This window comes from Allokutzneria oryzae, assembly GCF_042429765.1.
Taxonomy (GTDB): Bacteria; Actinomycetota; Actinomycetes; order Mycobacteriales; family Pseudonocardiaceae; genus Allokutzneria; species Allokutzneria oryzae.
This window is the reverse complement of the sequence record NZ_JBHLZU010000002.1, coordinates 1-19222: the sequence shown is the minus strand read 5'-3', so window position 1 is coordinate 19222 and position 19222 is coordinate 1. Positions and strand designations below refer to the sequence as shown.

The window sequence follows — 19222 nt, the reverse complement described above, 5'->3', positions numbered from 1 at the left end:
TCACCAGGACCTGGAGCAGGATCAACGAGTACACGGCGTGCGCCCCGGCTTTCACCCAAGGGCTACGCCCCCACTCGAGCCAGGCCTCCTTGGCCGAAGACCTCATAAACATCACCAGATACCTTCTTCAGACTGAACGCGCTTCAGAGATCACGATGCATCGCGCCTGATTCCGCTTTCAAATGCCTAGGCGCACAGATTGCCAGGAATCCGCTCGCAAGGTAGCGGAACAGCTTCCCCTCGAATCACATCCGGGTTGGCAAGCGCCCATCTGAGCAAGCCAAAGAGTCCCCCGAGAATTCCTCCAAGAAATGCGCCAGGGAACCCCCAGTATGAACCGAAGAGTCCACCGATAGCGGCATGGTCAGCGAATGCTCCAGCTCCGTCATCCCATCTGTCAACTCGATAGAATCTTCCACTTCGCGAAAATTTCGACTTCCCATAGTAGGCATTTCGATAGGAGCTCTTGACATTCCGCTTGGTGAACCGATGTGACTTGTTGACAAATCTTCCGATCCAGTCCGAAGCAGTTCCCTTAGCAGCTCGGCCATCAAGGTCAGTCCGGTTGATCGGATCGCCTGCGGTGTAGTCGTAATCATTCGCAGATCCGCCTTCGACCGGGTCCACCGACAGGAACCGTCCCAGCAGTGGGCTGTACGGACGGGCGCCCATCTGCACGATCGACAGGGCACCGGCGTGCTCATACGGACGCTGATGCTGCCCCAACCATCCGTAATCCATCTGCCCCGGCTGGTTGTCAGGAACCGCATCAAGATCCACCACACCAGCAGCGGTCAATGGCTCACCGAACGGCGTGTACGTCCGCAGACCACCGGCCTGCTTGCCATCAGTACCGGCACTCACACACAGGTCTCCGCGCACCGACGCGTAGTCCCACGTCGAGGCACCGCCCTTGACGGTGTACAACGCACCACCGGGCAGCGAGATCGACCGCGATAGCAGCTTCTTGTCAGCGCCCAAAGCCAGCGCCGACGAGTCCCCGTTGCCGGTGTGGCTGTAGAACACCACCGCAGCCTGATCACCCTTCGTTGCATCCCGTCGCACGATCCGATCGGTTGCGTCACGGACATAAGCGACCGACGCTTCCTCAGCCCCAGTCGTCCGAGCGGTGGTGTTCCGCCCGGCACCGTCCCAACCGAGGAACGTTGTGGCGCCGCCGACGGTGTACTCGGTGGTGTTGCCCCAAGAGTCGTACTTGACCCCCGAGACCGCTGACGCACCCGTAGTGCTCAACAGTCGGTCGGCGGCGTCGTAGCAGTACCGCGTTTCCGCCGTGCCCGAGGCCGTGACGTCCACCAGACGCATGCGGTTGGTGTTCGCCCCCGCATTCGCCTGCGTCCCTGTCGGACACTCCGCCGCCGCCGGGGAGGTGAAGTCGTAGGTGAACTGGTGACCCGCGACCCACGCCTCGGTCAACCGGCCCGCCGCGTCGTAGCGGTAGTTCGGTCCGGACGGGCGCGCGTCGGCACCACCGAGGGATTCGTCGGTGATCACACCAGACCGGGAGCGGGCCACGCTGCTCACGATCTCACCACTTGCAAGCTTCCACGTCAGCGAAGTGACCCGCCCTGCGGCGTCCTTGCCGATCGCTTTGAGCCCCGTGCCGTTGGAGTAGTCAGCCGAAGCCATCTCGCCCGCGGCGTCATAGCCCACGGTGCTGATCACCGCTCCGTCGTGCTTGAGCGAGGTCACTCGCCCAGCGTCGTCGTAGCTGGTGTCGATGGTCTGTGCCGCATCCAGCGGTGGCGTCACCTTCTGCGACACCGCTCGTCCGGCGAGGTCATAACCGGTCTCGGTCCGGGTGCCGTGCACGTCGGTGTAGGTCACCGGTCGACCGAGCAGGTCCGCCGTGGTGGTGACGGTGCCGTGGTGATCACCGGACGACGTGGTGAGCGGGTCACCGTTGACGGCGTGGTTGAAGCGAACCACCCGGGCACCTTCACCGGCGGTCTCCGGGAACTTCTGCTCCACCACCCGGCCACGCGCGTCGTAGGTCGTACACGCCCACGCACCAGAGGTCGCCTTCGCAACGACACGGCCGAGGATGTCGTAGACCTGCTCATCGGTCCTGGCCCCACCAGCGGCTGGTGTGGCCAAGGTGGTCAGCTTCGCCATCCCCGCCTGGTTGACCGGGTCCGCCGCAGCGGTGCAGGGGTTGTCCCGCGCTTCGGTGTTGCCGTAGTAGGCGTAGGTGTTCTTCGCCCCCGACGGCATCGTCTTCGCGACACGCCGCAGGAACCCGGTGCCGGGCTTTTCGTACTCGGTCTTCCCGGTCAGGTTCAACCCGCCCGGATCAACGACCCCAGAGGTGGCCAAGCCGTAACCGGGTTCGAGCCCACCGTCCACATAGGAACTAGTGGCCTTCTTGTCCGGCACACCGTCGGACTCCAGCGTGGTCGATGACGTTGTCAGCCCGTAGTCCGGGGTCAGCTTGTCGGCCGGGACCGGACTCCAGTCACTGGTGCTGCTCTTCCACATCAGGTTCGCATCCGAGACGCCAACCCTGCGTTCACCCAACAGCCGCTGTGAGTAGTCGATGCGGATCCGGTGCACGCCCGCCGTCAGCTCGATCGACTGGCGTTCGGAGTTGACCTTGCCCGCCGAGCTCGTGTGCCGGGCGACGTCCTTCTCCGCCAACGCCTTGTTGTAGATGGCGACCTCGTCGATCAGCGTCTGTGCGTCACCGCCGACCGGACGCCGACCGATCGCCATGGCTGAGGAGTTGGCGACGGCTGTACCGGCAATCGTGCTCTCGCCGGACTTGCTGCCGTTGATGTAGAAGGTGACCTTGTTCTTGTCGTCGCGGGTGACCACGACGTGGTTCCACGCGTCGACTCCGAGTCCGTCCTTGGAATCGACGGCCTCCCACCGTTCACCAGTAGAGGCGTGCCGGAACTGCAGGCGCATCTCCGGGCTCAGCGACAGCTCGTACGGCATCCCCGCGCCCGCGACGTACTTGCTGAGCAGGTCGTGCCAGTGCACGCCGCGCGGATTGTGCCGGGGTTTGACCCACATCTCGATGGTCAGCGGCCCCGTGATGTCCAGAGCATCGCTGTCGGGAACTGTGACAACACCCCCGGTGAAGTCCGCCGAGGAACTGCCGTCGTCCGGAAGCGCACCGAGCTGCTTCTTCGTCACTGCTCCCGCGAGCGTGCCCTTGCGGTCATTGCCGGAATCATCACGCGCGGTGTCGTCACTGTCGGACAACCGCCAGTACCCCAACGGACCAGATTCGATCACCGACGGTGCGTAGGTGCGGTCCCCCATCAGGTTGTCGTCGACGTAGATGCGCATGCCGTCGGTGACGTCCCGCTCTCCCGTGCCGAACGCGTAGCGGCCTGGAGTGTCGACCTGGACGAGCCCGGTCATCCGCCCCGAGTACGCGCCCTTGGCGTTGAGTCCTTCCGCCGGCGGCGCGGTGTTCCAGTCGGTGTTCGGTGTTGCCGTGGAATAGGCGTTCGCCGGACCGGTCATGTTCGGGTTGGTCCACCAGGTGGCCGCCAACCCCTTGATGTTCTGGTCATATCCGGTGGTCGTGGTCGGGATCTTGCCGCAGCCCGCGGGCAACGTCGCTTTCGGCTTCTGACCGTCGAAACAAGCTTCCGGTGCCGGGCCGTAGCTGGCGGAAGGGTTGCCCTTCTCGTCATAGACAGTGGTCGACTTGCGTCCCGCCGGGTCGATCACCGCCAGCTGCTTGTCGTCTGGCGCCCACTCGTACCTGGTGGTCTTCTGAGTCGCGTCGGTGTCGGTGAGCATGCGCCCACCGAGGTCTCTGGTGATGCGGCGGGACCAGCCCTGCGCGGGGTTGAGCCCGGCGGTCCGCACCTCTGTCCAATCAGGACCGTAGGCGTAGAAGTGCTTGAGGCGCTGCGTCGGCGTCTTGTCGAAGCCGGTCGGCTCCGGGGACCACAACTGCGCCGCGCGACCGTCGGCGTGGTACTCCACGACGTAGTTGGCCGCGCCGGTGTTGCGGTTGGCGAGATCGGCGTGAATCCAGTCGATCTGCAACGGGGTCCGGGTACCGAGCAGCCGGTGCTGCGGGGAGTACCAGAGGTCCTGGATCTCCTCACCCGGCTTGCGGAACCGCGCGAGCTTCCCACCGGAGTAGTACAGGTGTGTCTTCGCGCCGTCCGGTGTTTCCACCGCGCACAGGAAACCCGCTGGCGTCGGATCCCACCCGGTCCCGCACTCGGTGGCACCGGAGTAGTACAGCTTCACCGAACGCCCGGACACCGGATCCACAACGGAGGTCAACCGCGGGATCGGGTTGCCCGCGTCCGGGGTGGTCCACTCCATCCGCGCCGCGGCGGGCTTACGCGCGTCCGCCGGTGAGGTGATCGAGGTGAGGTTGCCCGAGGAGCTGAACACGTAGGTCGTGCCATCGGAGTCGATCAATGTGAGCTTGCCGTCAGCATCCCGGGACAAGGTGCCGTACTCACCGGGCGGTGGTGCGTAGCCACCGTCGGAGAGCTTGGTGTAGCTGTGCGAGGCACCCGTGCCGTCCACCACCGTCACACCGGACTCGGTCAGGGTCGCCTTGGTGTAACCCGCGCCGCTGCCGTCCACATCCGCCGACATCGACCAGCCCGGCGGCAGTGCGGAGGCGACAGGGGAAAGCCACGACGCGGGAACCGGGACCGGGGTGTCGGTGCCCTTGCGGGCCCACAGGTGGACGAAGGCTCCGTAGATCCAGTCGCGGTACTCGACCCGGATCGGATAGGCCTTGCCCGCCTCCAGTTGCACCGTGGAAGCGCCGAACTTCGGCGCGTCCTCGGGGGCCATCCACTTCTTCCACTCGTCGTAGACGCTCTGGTTGTCCACCCAGACCCGCAGGCCGTCGTCGTGCACACCCCCGAAGCTGTACGCACCGGTGACGGGCACCTTGACGAAGCCCTGCCAGCGCACCCGGAAACCGTCACCGGGAACCACTGGCTCGTACGGCGAGCCCCACTTCCAGTCGAAGGAGACCTGCGGGTCGGTGCGCACCAGCACCGGTGACTCGGTGTCCTTGATGCCTTCCTCGGAGTCACCGGTGAAGTACGACCCGACCAAGCCGGTTTCGTCGACAGCCTGGGAGTTGTAGGACAGCTTCACCGACACCGGCCCGCCCAGGGTCTGCATCGCGGGTGTTTCCAGCCCGGTGATCACGTTGCCGGTGGAGAGATTCGCCGAGATCGGGCCGACCGCATCGCCGGGGATCGGTCCTTGCGCCCCGAGCCGCATGTCGACCTTGAGTGCTCTGCGGACCGCGTACGGACTCGCCGTGTCAGGCATCTTGTCGCGTGCTTGGACGGTCCAGGTGTAGGACACCCCGTCCTTCAACACCCCGGTGGGAACAGTCCACTTCGGAGCATCAAGCCAGCCCGACCGCGCGACGAGACCGGAACGTCCGTCCCCGCCGGTGGCGATGGAGAACTCGTACTGGACCTGGTCGTTGTCCGCGTCGGTCACCGTGTTCGCGGTGAGCTCGGGCTGCTTGACCGAGACCACCGCGCGATCCGCAGGACCAGCAAGCGCAGGAACAGGAGGTGTGGTGTTGACCGTCCGGAAGTTCCACACCGGCGAGTACTGCCAGTCCGACCACGCGTCCTTGGTCCGCACCTGCCAGTAATAGGTCTTGTTCCAGTCCAGCTTGCCGCCGTGCCGCCAGGTCAGGTCCTGCGAACCCCCCTGCACGTCGAAGCTCTGCCACGCGAAACGGTGCCCGAGGACGTCCGGGTGCTCGGCGAGCATGAACTCCACATCACGCCGGTCGTTCTGGTAGTCACCGGAATGCGCGGCGAAGAGGATTTCGTTGGCGTGCAAGGAACAATCGTTACAACCCTTCAACCACACACCAGGTGCGTCGTTGAAGTTCACCACGATGTAGGAGGCGAACTCCGGCCCGGCCTCTGCGGCGGCGAGCTTCTTCCACGCCTCCGCACCGGCTCCGTCGGTGTTCACGATGAACCCGTTCCACCGCCACGCACCGGAGGCGTAGTTACGCATCCAGTCACCGATCTCCACCTTGGACCACTCAAGCCCCTTGCCCTGGGCGCGGATCGGCGCGATGTTGTCCAAGCACATCGGCTTGTTCGTCCACGTGATCCCGCCCGCGCTCCAGTCACACCCCTGGTGCCACAACGTGAACGACGTCGCCTCCGGCCGCGCCGACCAGCCCCAGAACCCGTTCCACGACGCGTTGAGGATCTGCTTGCCGCGGATCGGGTCGAGGTTGTACTTCAGGTACGCCCAGTTCGTGCCCGCCCCGGGATAGGTGCCCACCTTCAGCACACACCCGCGCTCGTCCTGACACTCCCGGCCGTTGTAGTTCTGGTTCGGCCAGCCATCGCTGACGTAGGCGTCCTCGGTCGCATCCGACGCGTAGGCGTGCGGATCCTGCATGCTCGGGTCAACAGTGACGGGGAACTTCCGCGCCTTGTCGTTCAGCCAGGCACGGTCCACCGCGAGCACGATCACCCAGCCCTGGGCGTCCTTCTCCAGCCGCTGCGACACCGGCGCCGACACGGCCTCCGCACCGCTGGCGTCCCAGGCCATCGGAGCCGGGACAACAAGCCGCTCCGCCCCGGCGGCATCCGTCAGCGCGATCGCGCCGTCCGCCCGCGCGGTCGGCGTCAACGCCCCCTGAACACGCAACCGATAACGCCACTCCGACACCTGCGGAACACGATGCAGCACCAGGTCCTGCTTCAGGCCACGCGAGAGCACCCGGACCTTGAGGTCCACCCCGTCCTGCACGGACTCGTACACCGCGACGGACTTGTCCAGCTTGGCGTCCCGCTGGGCGAAACCCACCGGCTCCAGCTCCGCCGCCGCGGACTTGTCCCCGGTCTGGACCTTGATCAGCGTGCCCGGCGTCGACCTCGTCGCCAACTGTGTCTCGGCGAGCACCGCCTTCGGCTTGATCACCCCATCACGGCGCTCCAGCGTCGTCTCCACCGGCACCAGGCTCTTCCCCGGCCCCGCGGGAACGTTGACCACGTCCTGGAACAGCTTCACCGCGGTCGTGCCATCCGGGTTCCGGTAGATGTTCGACTTCGGCTCACGCCCCACGAGCGTGGAGACACCCTCCACGAACTCGCCCTTACGCGGCGCCTTCGGCGGAGCCGACGGCGATGGCGGCCCGCCCGGCACCGGGACCGGCCGCGACGGCTGTGAGAAGTCCCCCCTGGGCTGCTCCGGCCGAACCGCGTCACCGGGTTCGCTGCGAACAAACGGCACGTCCATCGGCGTGCCCTTGGCCTGTGTCGATGCCCCGGGTGCCGCGAATGCGGGCACCTCCGCCAACGAGAAGCTGAGCGCCGCGGTCAGCAGGATGGCCACACCCCGCGATAACCGTTTCCGCGCACGACAAATAGAACCGGTGCGTCCCACCGGTACCCCCTAGCTGCACTCCGTGCGAGCCCCCCACAGCACGCAGAACAGACAAATCCGGATGATCCTCACCTCTCGCGCGGCGTCGCGCAAGCAGCCACTTGGATTAGCTCCGAGCGTGAGAAATCACGTAACGAATGCCAAGCATGCCGCCACGAGAACAGCCAGCCTCCTAGTCGCACCGCTCCCGCACGCGACACAAGCGCCGCTTCAGGCCAGCCACAAGATCGACTCGCCTCATTCCGTACAGCGAGTGTTGATCAAGGTCGCCACGCATCGAGGAACGACCGCTGACAATGATCTACTTCGACAAGATCAAATGATCCGCAATCGCAGAGGAGATCAGGGCCCGTTATCGCGGCCAGCCACCGCAGTGAACCAGAAACGATATCGTTCACAGCGTGTTCGAGCAGGTCACGAGGGGCGTACACCGGCGATCAAGCTCCCGAGCGGTCTCACCGGTTTCCTGCCCGGCCCACCACGGACCTCCGGCCCTGCGCACCGCCTGCCACGAAGCCGCCCACAGCACGGGCAGCCGGGTCGTCGACGTCATCAAGGCGGAAGTCGCGATGAACCACCACGTCGTGCTCATCGCCCACGCAGGGGAGACGGCGGCGGTTCTGGCCAACGCCTTCCACCCGCTGCTCGCCATCGCCGAGCCGCCCCGCCCCGCCCAACGAGCTGCGGCCGCCGCTCCAGGAGGCGCCGGAACTCGCCACAGCCGAGCACCGGGCACTCCGCTGCTGGCACTGGAACTGAGGCGGTTAGCCTTCCCGCGTGGGCATGGAAGGCAACTACCTGCGGGTCACTCAGGACGAGCTGGAGCGGGCGATCGACGACCCGAGCTGGCTCCAAGAGCACGCGCAGGACGTGCGGGACGAGGTGGAGGACGCCGACCTCCCGCCGGAGGAGGCCCGCTACCTCACCACGCACAAGGCGTGGCACGCCATCGCCTTCCTCCTCGGCCGCGCCGAGTTCCACGTGGACGTCGTGCACGGCGAGGGAGAGCTGGCCGAGGAAGAGGACTGGGGCTACGGCCCACCCCGATTCCTCAGCGCCGAGCAGGTCGAGTCGGCAGCGGAGGCGTTGGCGGGCATCGACTTCGACGAGCTGATCGACGGCATCGACCCCGCCGAGCTGACCGAGGCGGACGTCTACCCGCTCACCTGGGACGAGGACGACGCCCTGGAGTGGGTCGGCCACTGGTTCCGCCCGCTGGCGCCGTTCTTCGCGGCCGCGGCCGCCGACGGCGACGCCGTCATCCTCTGGATCAACTAGCTCGTGCCCTGCACGTGGTAACACCACCTCGCCACCCCCTGGCCCCCTCCCCCCGCATACCGTCATTTCGCGTTTTGTCACCTTGTTGCGAAATGAGAGCGTTCCTTCGCGCGCTAAGTTTCCAAAACGCGACAACCCCGGCCTCGCCAGCCAGCCCACGCGCACACCGAGGCACGGGGGCGGCGCCACCTCGGGACATCGGGACGACTTGCAGGACAGGCGCTAGGCCTTCCGGCAGGTCGCCCGAGCGGCGACATGACCGCATCGGTGCGTGCCCCCGTTCTCCCGTTTCGTGCTCGTAGCGGACGCACCGCAGAACGCACAGGACAGATCCAAGGCGCTGCCCTGCACGCAGCGACACACCACCTCACCCCCGGCCCCAGTTCGCGTTTTGCCACCTTGTTGCGCGAGAGAGCGCTCTCATTTCGCATCAAGGTGACAAAACGCGCAAAACCCGACCACGCCAGCCCGCGCACCCCACGGGACAGCCGCCGAGACGAGACGGCGCTCACCCTGCCTCCCAGCCAGTGGGAGCCGGGGTCCAGCGACCAGAATCGAACTGGTCGGGATAACCGGACGGTTAGCTGGCTACGCATCGATCAGCGGAGCCGACCTCAATTCTTCCTTCAGCAGTTTGGAAATAACCCTTCCTTCACGTACATTTCCTGACCTGTTCGGACAGGAAAACGTTGCGAAAGAGGACGAGTTGCACACCGGCCCCGTTGAGACGGACGTCACGAAACATTCGCTCGTCGGCGAGCGACTTACCCAGGCGGCGTTCGACCAGCTCTCCGGGATGCTCGCCGGATACCCCTTCGTCAAGCTCGTGGTGGACCGGCAGAACGACACGATCCACTTCATCAACCACGCCGACCAGCAGTTTCACGTCGACTACATCGCGGAGAGGATTCTCGGCGTCCCCGGCGCCGAACTCCGCGCCGATATCGACTCGTTCAACGAAAGCGTTTATCACGACCCCGACAGGCGGTTCTATCTCGGCACGCTCGCACTGCACACCAGGGAGGAAAGCCGGTTCCTCTCCCTGGAAACCGTCGAGGTCGACACCATGTCGCCGGAAATGATCAAGTTCTTCTACGGATTCGTGCGCGAGAACGTCGACGCCGCGCTGCCGTTGCTGTTCAAGCCCGCGACGCACCTGCAGGAGCGGCACCTGCTCGACATCCCGGCGGGCGAACTGCCCCGCATCCAGGCGCACGAGCTGTTCGCCACCACCCGCTACGTGCCGCTGAACACGGGCACCACACGGGGCAGGCTCCGCGCGTTCCGCACGCAGGGCGAGTACCACGCCGCGGCGAACTCGCTGGAGTGGTTCGACATCATCGCGATGGACCGCGTCCCCGACGACATCCCGCGCCTGGCCGGAGTGATCAACAGCGAGCCGACGACGCCGCTGTCGCACACCAACGTGCTCGCCTCCGGCTGGGGCATCCCGAACGCGGTGCAGCTCGGCGCGATCGAGCTGATCGACCACCAGCGCCTCGACGGCGAGTGGGTCGAGTACGGCGTAGACGCCTCCGCCACCGAGATCGTGCTCCGGCGCGCGGAGAAGCCGGCCGACATCACCGAGCCCGCTTGGCGCAGCGCGCAGATCACGTTGGAGGAACCGGAGACGGCGTCAACGCCGATCGTCGGGCTCGACCGGTTGCGGATGCGCGACCGGTACCGCTACGGCACGAAGGCCGCGAACCTCGGCGAGCTCGGGTACGTGCTCGACAACGGCTCCGAGCGGCTGCTCGGCTTCTACAAGGTCCCGCGCCCGCCGCGCGCGAACCTCCTCGCCCACGCGGCGAAACTGCTCGGTGTGCCGGAGAGCGCCGACCTCACGCAGGCCGCGTGGAAGCTGCTCACCGAGCGCGTCAGCATCCCCCGTGGCATCGCCGTCCCGTTCTCCGTGCAGCGCCGGTTCCTGGAGTCCTCGCCGCGCATCCAGCAGGCGATCGGCAAGCTCAAGATGGCGCTGGAGCTCGGCGCACGCGAGATCGACCCGCTGTGCCTGGAGCTCCAGCGCATGATCACCGCGACGCGGGTGCCGGAGGACCTTCGCCAGGAGATCGACTCCGCCATCTTCGGTCATCTCGGCGGTGTACGGCGGTTCGTGATCCGCAGCTCCTCCAACGCCGAGGACCTCGCCGGGTTCTCCGCCGCGGGCATCTACGAGTCGGTCAACCACGTCGCGACGGCCGACGACATCTTCACCAGCATCAAGCAGGTGTGGGCGTCGCTGCTCTCGCCGCGCAGCGTTCGGTTGCGGCAGCAGGCGGGCATCTCGCTCGACGAGTCCTACATGGGCGTGATCGTGCAGGAGGAGGTCCAGGCGCCCATGGGCGGCGTGCTCGTCACGTGCAACCCCATGAGCCGCGCGGACTTCCGCAACGTCTACCTCAACGTGTCGCGGCACTCGGTGGCCGACGTGGTCTCCGGCGGCAGCGCGCCGTTGCAGTACCTCTACAGCACCGTCGAGGGCGGTGGGCGGACGGTCTCGCTCGGTGACGCCACGGAGGACCTGGACGAGGAGAGCCGGAACCTGTTGCAGCAGTTGGCATTCATCGGCCGGCTGTTGCAGTCGCACTTCTCCCCCGACTACACGTTCGGCACTCCGATGGACATCGAGTGGGTCGCCGACTCGCAGCGGGCGCACATCGTGCAGCTCCGCCCGTACGCGAACTGAGGTCCGCGATGACTGCCAAGACCAAGCCGGTCATCCGGCTCATGATCGGTTTCCAGCTGTTCTTCGGGCTGCTGCTGTGGACCCCGATCTTCTTCGAGTACCAGCGCCAGCTCGGCATCTCCGTCGTCGACATCCTGGCCATCCAGAGCATCTACTACGTGGCGTTCTGCCTGCTGGAGATCCCCACCGGCATGATCGCCGACCGGATCGGCTACCGCCGCTGCATGCTCGCGGGCGGCGGCGTGCTGGTGGTGTCGAACCTGATGCCGGTCTCGGTGCCCTCGTACTGGGGGTTCCTGGTCCACTTCCTGCTGATCGCGCTGGCCCGCTCGCTGGTCTCCGGCGCCTCCAGCGCCTACCTCTACGAGTTCATGCTCGCCAACGGCGAGCGGGAGAACTACAAGCAGGCCGAGGGCAGCGCCCGCTCCTACAGCCTGGTCGGCAAGGTCGTGTGCTGGCCGCTGGTCGGCCTGGCGATGCAGCTGGAGATGACGCTGCCGTACTGGCTGACCGCTGTCAGCGCGGTGCTGGCGGTGGTCATGGCGTTCCGGCTGCCACCGTTGCCGCACAGCGCGCCGAAGCCCACCGCGCCCTTGCCCACCGCGGTCCGCGAGTCGCTCGGGCTGCTGCGCCGCTCACCGATGTTGCTGCTGTTCATGGCGCAGGGCGTCGCGATCTTCACCCTGGGCCGGATCTGCCAGGTGAACCTGTTCCAGCCGATCCTCAACGCCGACAACGTGCCGCTGGTCGCGCACGGCCTGGTGATGTCCGCGATGAGCGTGTTCGAGGCGCTGGGCTCCGCGCGCCCGGGGATCATCCGGCGCTACCTCACCGACTCCCGCGCGGTGTTCGTGCTGACCATCGTGATGGCCGGAGCCCTCGCGCTGACCGTGCCGGGCAACGGCGTGGCGACGGTGGCGGCGCTGTGCGTGTTCGCGCTGGCCATGGGCCTGTCCTTCCCGATCCAGCGGCAGCTGATCAACGACGCGATCCCCGAGACGCCCTACCGCGCCACGCTGCTGTCCATGGAGTCGATCATCGACCGCGGGGTCTGCGCCCTGGTCGCGCTCGCGCTGGGCAGCTACCTGGCTGGCGGGCGGCTGGCCGAGTTCCTGCTGCTGTCCTCCGGGGCCTCGGTCGCCCTGATGGCGGTCCTGCTCGCGGTGCTTCCGCTGGTCCGGCGGCGGGTCGCGGCCGGTGGGACCGCCGCGGGAGAGGTACTGTCCGCCCCGTGACCGAGGTCTATGAAGAACCCACCAGGATCGTCACCCACTACTTCGACAACCTTGCCGACGCCGTCGAGGCGCTGGAGGCCACCGAGCGGCTGAGCCTCGGCGTGCGGCTGCACAACCGGACGACCCCGGAGACCGACTCCGACGGCAGCGAGATCCTCGCCGAGGAGTGGGTGGTCGAGGTCTACGACGCGCCGCCGATCGAGAGCGAAGAGGACGAGAACTCCGAGGACGACGAGTCCGACGACGACTGACCGCGCTCGACAGCTGGGCCGCCTCCACCCTGGAGACGGCCCATTTTCCTTGTCACGTGTAGAACAGCCGCTCCACGACGCCCCGGGCCCTGCGTGTGGTCCGCCGGTACTCGTCGACGAACTCGCCGGGGTCCATCGAAGCCGGGTGGCCCAGCGCGCCGACGGTCGCCGCGAGCTCCCGCCCCCGCGACGGCAGCTGGTCGGTCGGCTTGCCCCGCACCAGCGTCACGGCGTTGCGGGTCCGCGTCGCCAGCTTCCACGCCGTGTCCAGGACCTCGACGTCCTCCGGCCCGATCAACCCGGCCTCGCCCGCGGCCGCCAGGCCGTCCACAGTGGACGTCGTGCGGAGCCCGGGTACGGCGTGCGCGTGCTGGAGCTGGATGAGCTGCAACGTCCACTCGACGTCGGCGAGCCCACCGCGGCCGAGCTTGGCGTTCATGTTCGGGTCGGCCCCCTTGGGCATCCGCTCCGACTCGACCCTCGCCTTGATCCGCCGGATCTTCACGACCTCGGCGTTGTCCAATCCGCCCGCTGGGTAGCGGATCGGGTCGATCATCTCCCGGAACCGCTCACCCAGCCCGGCGTCCCCGGCGACGAACCGCGCCCGCAACAACGCCTGGAACTCCCACGTCTCGCCCCACTGCGCGTAGTAGGACCGGTAGGACTCCAATGTCCTTGCCAGCGGCCCGTTCCGGCCTTCCGGGCGAAGATCCGCGTCCACGTGCAGCGCGGGATCCTGGCTCGGCGCGCTCAACAGCTTGCGCACCTGCTCGGCGACGGCCGACGCGTACTTCACCGCCGCGCTGTCGTCGTAGCCCTCAAGTGGCTCGCACACGAACAGCACATCCGCGTCCGAGCCGTACCCCAGTTCGCCACCGCCGAGCCGCCCCATACCGATCACCGCGAGCCGGGCCGCCCGCGAACCACGCTCAGCGCAGACGGCGCGTTCGGCGGCGTCCACGGCGGAGCTCAGCACCGCTGACCACACGCTGCTCAACGCGTGACACACATCGGGAAGCTCAATCAGGCCAAGCAGATCCGCGCACGCGACGCGCAACAACTCGTGCCGCCGCAGCGACCGCGCCGCGATCACCGCCTGTGCCGGGTCAGCGTGCCTGGCAACGGCACTGCGCAACGACTGCGCGACCTCGGCCGGGTCCCGCTGCGCGAGCTCCTTCGTGTCGGCGAGCAGTCGCAGCACCTCCGGCGCGCGGACCAACAAGTCCGGGATCACCTTCGCGGTCCCGAGCAGAGTCGCCAACCGCTGCGCGACCGCACCCTCGTCCCGCAACAGTCGCAGATACCACGGCGTGTCGGCCAATGCCTCCGACACCCGGCGATACGCCAGCAGACCCCCGTCCGGATCCGGGGTGTCAGCGAGGAGGTCCAGCAACACCGGCAGGAGCGCACCCTGAATCGCCGCCCGCCGCGACATCCCCTCGGTGAGCGCCTTGATGTGCCGCAGCGCTCCTTCCGGCGAGGTGTAGCCGAGCGCCGCGAGCCGCTGACCCGCGGCCTTGGGCGTGAGCCTCAGCTCCTCGGTCGGCACGCGCGCGACGGCTTCCAGCAGCGGCCGGTAGAACAGCTTCTCGTGCAGCCGCCGAATCCTGTTGGCGTGCCTGCGAAACTCGGCAAGCAGCACCTCACCGCTGCTGCGCTTGCCATCGGCCCGAATCCCGGAAGCCCGCGCCAGCCACCGCAGCGAAGCGCGGTCGTCGTCAGCGGGGAACAGGTGGGTCCTGCGCAGTCGCTGAAGCTGCAACCGGTGTTCGAGCAACCGGAGGAACCGGTAGGACTCGGTCAGCCCGGCCTCGTCCGCACGTCCCACGTACCCACCGGCACCCAGCGCGGCGAGTGCGTCCACAGTGGACTGCTCGCGCAGGTTCTCGTCGGTGCGACCGTGCACCATCTGCAACAGCTGCACCGCGAACTCGACGTCCCGCAGCCCACCGCGGCCCAGCTTCAGCTCGCGCTCGCCGAGCCCGACCGGCACGTGGTCCTCGACCCGCCTCCGCATGGCCTGCACATCGGCGACGAAGTCGTCGCGGTCAGCTGCGGTCCACACCATCGGCCGGACGGCCTCCACGTGCCGCCGGCCGAGCTCAAGATCGCCAGCGACCGGCCTGGCCTTCAGCAGGGCCTGGAACTCCCAGGTCCGCGCCCACCGCTTGTAGTAGGCGAGGTGACCGTCCAGGGTCCGGACGAGCGCGCCCGCCTTCCCCTCCGGCCGCAGCGCGGCGTCCACCTCGAAGCACGCGGCCCCGGCGACCCGCATCATGGCGCTGGCCAACCGCGTCGCGGCCCCCAGCCCGGAGTCCGGTTCGGCGACGAAGACGACATCGACGTCGCTGACGTAGTTCAGCTCACGCGCGCCGCACTTCCCCATCGCGATCACCGCGAGCTTGCACGGAAGCGGTGTGCCTGTGCTCGATCCCGCGAGCGGATCTTCTGGCGCGACCTCGGCCGCCCCGACCGCGAGCGCGGCCTGCAAGGCCGCCACCGCGAGGTCGGACAGGCACGCGGTGATCGCCTCGTACTCGGGTACCGGCAGTGAGGTCTCGACCACGTGCGCCAGGTCCGCGGCGGCGATGCGCAGCAGCCACGCGCGGTAGCGGGCCTTCAGCGCCCGGATCGCCTCAGCGGTCGGCAGCGTGGCCTTGGTGCCCTCCGGTGTTCCCGGAGCTCCGACGGCCGGATCGGCTCCGACCACGGTCAGCAGGTCGGCGATGAGCTCGTCCTGGCCGGGGAGCTCGGTGGGCATCCGCCCGTCGAGCTCGCGCCACAGGTCGGCGTTGGCGGCGAGGAAGTCGGTGAGCGCCGTCGAGGACCCGAGCACACCGATCAACCGACCGCGCAGCCCGGCCTCGTCGACCATGACCTGTTCCAGCTCGGCCCAGCCGGGGCCGAGGGCGTCACGCAGCCGGTCGAGCCCCCGCAGCGCGAGATCGGGGTCGGGACTGCGCGACAGCGCGCTGAGCAGGGCGGCGGCGTGCTCGGCGGGTCCGCCTGCCTGCCACCAGCCCAGCCCGCGAAGCTGCTCCTCGGCTCGTTCCTCGGTCAGGCCGAACCGCGCCGGCGACGTCGCCGCGTGTGCTCGATTGCTCATCAAGCACAACCGTAGCCGGGGCTCAGCCCAGGACGATGACGTACAGGCCGTAGAGCACGACCGCGATGCACCCGGCGAAGGCGACCGCGGCGGTGGTGGTGCCACCGGCGCCGGAGTCGCCCTTCGCCTTGGCCTCGCTCCTGCTGACGACGCCGCGGATACCGGCGACGAAGAGCACGACGAGGACCAGCACGGCGGCCAGGCTGGCCACGAAGACCTCGCCGAGCCCGGCCCAGTTGATGTTCACGGATTCGCTCCCTGTCCCTGCCGGGCCGGTCTCAGGCGGCCGCGCGCGCGGTGTGCGGACCGGTCTCGCCGGCGATCTCGTCGACGACGTGCTCCGGGTGGAGGGGCTTGCGGCGCGCGGCGACGTAGAGGCCGATGGAGACGCCGATCCCGGCCAGCGCCACGATGACCACGCCGACGGTGCCGAAGGAGGCGATCTCCCCGGCGAGCGCGCCGACCACACCGGCGGCGGGCAGCGTCAGCACCCAGCCTGCCGCCATCCGCCCCGCGACGCCCCAGCGGATCTTGCCGCCCTTGCGGCCGAGCCCGGAGCCCATCACGCCGCCGGAGGCGACGTGCGTGGTGGACAGCGCGAAGCCCACGTGCGAGGACGCCAGGATCACGGTGGCCGCGCTGGTCTGCGCCGCGAAGCCCTGCGGCGACTCGATCGTGGTCAGGCCCTTGCCCAGGGTCTGGGTGATCCGGCCGCCACCGAGGTAGGTGCCCAGCGCGATGGCCACACCGGCGCTGACGATCACCCACACCGGCGGGCCGGACCCGGGGGCCAGCGAACCGGAGGTGATCAGGGTGAGCGTGATGATGCCCATCGTCTTCTGCGCGTCGTTGGTCCCGTGCGCCAGGGAGACCAGCGAGGCCGAGATGACCTGGCCGATCTTGAACCCGTTGCCGACCACCGAGGGCGCGGAGGTGTTCCTGGTCATCCGGTAGGTCAGGAAGGTCGCCAGCGCGGCGATCACTCCCGCGACCAGCGGCGCGGCGACGGCGGGCACCAGGACCTTCTCGGCGACCTTGGCGAAGTGCACGGCGTCCATGCCCGACGCGACCCAGGTCGCCCCGATCAACCCGCCGAACAGCGCGTGCGAGGAGCTCGACGGCAGCCCGAAGTACCAGGTGACCAGGTTCCACATGATCGCGCCTATGAGGCCGCCGAAGATGATCGCCGGGTCGATGAGCGCCTCGTCGACGATCCCGCCGGAGATGGTCTTGGCGACCTCGACGGAGAGGAAGGCCCCGACCAGGTTCAACACCGCCGACAGCGCGACCGCGGTGCGCGGGCGCAACGCGCCGGTCGCGATGGAGGTGGCCATCGCGTTGGCGGTGTCGTGGAAGCCGTTCGTGAAGTCGAAGGCTAACGCCGTGAGGACGACAACGATTACGAGTAGAGAGGCATCCACACTGATCCTCCGGCAGTGCTGACATCGTCGGACAAGACGCTACCGGGCCGGGGTGGGCGCACTTGCGCCCACTCGGGTGTCACCTGCGCGTGTCATTGGACAACTGACGCAAATCACACCAAAGGAAGGTTCCGGCCCAGACTTCCGTTGGGACGCGGGCCTTCCTCGGCCAGTCGAACGAACCGTTGCGCGAACGGCTTCCACGTTTCGGCCAGGTCCTCGTGGAGCTGGTCGAGCCCGTCACGGGTGAACCCGCCCCGGGGCGCCCGCTCGGCGGCCTCGGGGTCGGCGGCGGCCCACTCCAGCACCGTCTCGGTGGTGGTCTCGATGTGGAACTGCACGCCGTAGGCACAGGTCCCCACCAGGAACGCCTGGTTCTGGCACCGAGGCGAGGACGCGAGCAGCTGTGCCCCCGCGGGCAGGCTGCTGATCTCGTCGCTGTGGAACTGCAGGACGTCCGGGGTCCACGGCAGGTCCGCGAACAAGGGGTCGGTGCCGACGGAGTCGCGCTTGGCGACCAGTCGCCCGCCGACCTCCGGGCCGTCCTCCATCGGGCGCACGACCCCACCGGTGGCAGCCGCGAGCAACTGGGCGCCGAGGCAGATCGCGAGGGTCGGCACGTTCCTGGTGACAGCCTCGGCCAGCAGCTTGCGCACGGAGGCCAGCCACGGGTGTCGGAGGTCGTCCAGCGCGCTCATCTCGCCGCCGAGGCAGACCACACCCGCGTACCCGTCCAGGGAGGCCGGGAGCGGCTGTTCCGACGCGAGAACGACGTCGAGCTCCGCGCCGGCGTCCCGCAGCCACTCGGCCAGTGCGGCCGGCGGATTCGTGCGGGACGGCTGGATCACCAGCAACCGAGTCGAACTCATGGCCAAGAGCCTAGATCCCCTTATCCCAGAAGGACATTCACGGTGTCGTGAACGGGGAGGTAGCCAATGCGCTGGTAGATCGCGTTGGACACAGGATTGTCGATGTCAGTGAAAAGAACCACACGGTCGGCACCAGCGTCGATCGCCCACCGCGACATCGCGGCGGTCACAGCGGACGCGTAGCCGTTCCCGCGCTGTTCCGGTGGCGTGTAGACAAAACTCACACGGCACATCCCGGCCAGCGGCCGGTTGCTCGAAGCACACGCAACGGGCTGGCCGTCGACCTCCCACACCAAGATCGTGGTCTCGGTCTCAAGCACGTGCCTGAGCGCGGTCCGCGCGCTGTCGAGCTCGACGTTCTTCCCCATGGCTTCGTTCGTGAACTCCTTGCGCCACAAGGCAAGCAGCTCCATGTCGTCCTCTGTGGCCGGACGGGCCGCGCCACGGACGACTGGTGGTACCAGCGCCCCCAGCCGGTAGAGCCGCTCGTTCCGGTCCACCCGCCACTCCCGGCCGGTGATGTGCTGCCACTCGACGGCGAAGGCTTCGGCGATCTCGCGCTTGCCGTTGACCGCGGGCAGGTCCGGGTCGAGCTCACGCACCTTGGCGGCGACGGCCTGGACGGCGTGCGACGGCAACCCGGTCACCCCGAGCGGAAAGGGCGGGGTGCGGAACACCGCACCGGTGACCCGCCCGTCCTCGTGAACAGTGATCAACGGTCCGACGCCGTGCCTCTGGGATGTACCGATCCGCTGCTCCACGGCTGTGAAAGCCACAGTGTGCGTAGCCGTGTCGGAGAGATAGAGCGGCCTGGCAACGCGCCAGAACCCGCCCAGGTCCTTGTGGGTGCACAGCTCCATGAACTGTTCCTACCCCAGAAATGCCTGTAGGGGAGACCGAATAAACGGTCTCCCCTACAGGAATGATTGTTCGGCGGCGTCCTACTCTCCCACACCCTCACGAGTGCAGTACCATCGG

Annotated in this window: 10 protein-coding genes; 4 read left to right on the top strand and 6 right to left on the bottom strand. The window is 67.8% G+C overall.

Features of this window, described 5'->3' with window-relative positions:
* Positions 1 to 186: 186 nt before the first annotated feature.
* Positions 187 to 7344, bottom strand: coding sequence for a PA14 domain-containing protein (locus tag ACFFQA_RS00430; RefSeq protein WP_377849478.1), 7158 nt, complete (start codon positions 7342 to 7344; stop codon positions 187 to 189).
* Between the two features lie 834 nt (positions 7345 to 8178).
* Between ACFFQA_RS00430 and ACFFQA_RS00425 the strand changes: the two genes are divergently transcribed.
* From ACFFQA_RS00425 to ACFFQA_RS00410, 4 genes are all read left to right on the top strand, one after another.
* A complete protein-coding gene (locus ACFFQA_RS00425; protein ID WP_377850182.1) occupies positions 8179 to 8673 on the top strand; it encodes a YfbM family protein in 495 nt (164 codons plus the stop codon).
* 706 nt (positions 8674 to 9379) lie between these two features.
* On the top strand, positions 9380 to 11362 hold the full coding sequence (locus ACFFQA_RS00420) for a PEP/pyruvate-binding domain-containing protein (RefSeq protein WP_377849477.1): 1983 nt from the start codon (positions 9380 to 9382) through the stop codon (positions 11360 to 11362).
* An 8-nt stretch (positions 11363 to 11370) separates the two neighbouring features.
* Complete coding sequence (locus ACFFQA_RS00415) at positions 11371 to 12597, top strand: MFS transporter (protein ID WP_377849476.1); 1227 nt, start codon at positions 11371 to 11373, stop codon at positions 12595 to 12597.
* Positions 12594 to 12848 carry a hypothetical protein gene (locus ACFFQA_RS00410; protein WP_377849475.1) on the top strand — a complete coding sequence of 85 codons (255 nt, stop codon included), beginning with the start codon at positions 12594 to 12596 and terminating at the stop codon, positions 12846 to 12848. Before ACFFQA_RS00415 ends, ACFFQA_RS00410 begins: the two co-directional genes overlap by 4 nt.
* Positions 12849 to 12900: 52 nt before the next feature.
* On the opposite strand, the gene ACFFQA_RS00405 is transcribed toward ACFFQA_RS00410, so the two are convergent.
* The 5 genes from ACFFQA_RS00405 to ACFFQA_RS00385 form a co-directional block, all read right to left on the bottom strand.
* A complete protein-coding gene (locus ACFFQA_RS00405) occupies positions 12901 to 15954 on the bottom strand; it encodes a bifunctional [glutamine synthetase] adenylyltransferase/[glutamine synthetase]-adenylyl-L-tyrosine phosphorylase (protein ID WP_377849474.1) in 3054 nt (1017 codons plus the stop codon).
* A gap of 22 nt (positions 15955 to 15976) precedes the next feature.
* On the bottom strand, positions 15977 to 16201 hold the full coding sequence (locus tag ACFFQA_RS00400) for a hypothetical protein (protein ID WP_377849473.1): 225 nt from the start codon (positions 16199 to 16201) through the stop codon (positions 15977 to 15979).
* A gap of 31 nt (positions 16202 to 16232) precedes the next feature.
* Positions 16233 to 17375: an inorganic phosphate transporter gene (locus ACFFQA_RS00395; protein WP_377849472.1), complete on the bottom strand. Its 1143-nt coding sequence runs from the start codon at positions 17373 to 17375 to the stop codon at positions 16233 to 16235.
* Positions 17376 to 17488: 113 nt separating this feature from the next.
* The gene (locus tag ACFFQA_RS00390; RefSeq protein ID WP_377849471.1) at positions 17489 to 18244 is read right to left on the bottom strand and encodes a type 1 glutamine amidotransferase; all 756 of its coding nucleotides are present in this window, start codon (positions 18242 to 18244) and stop codon (positions 17489 to 17491) included.
* Between the two features lie 20 nt (positions 18245 to 18264).
* Complete coding sequence (locus ACFFQA_RS00385) at positions 18265 to 18960, bottom strand: GNAT family N-acetyltransferase (RefSeq protein ID WP_377849470.1); 696 nt, start codon at positions 18958 to 18960, stop codon at positions 18265 to 18267.
* Positions 18961 to 19222: the final 262 nt, after the last annotated feature.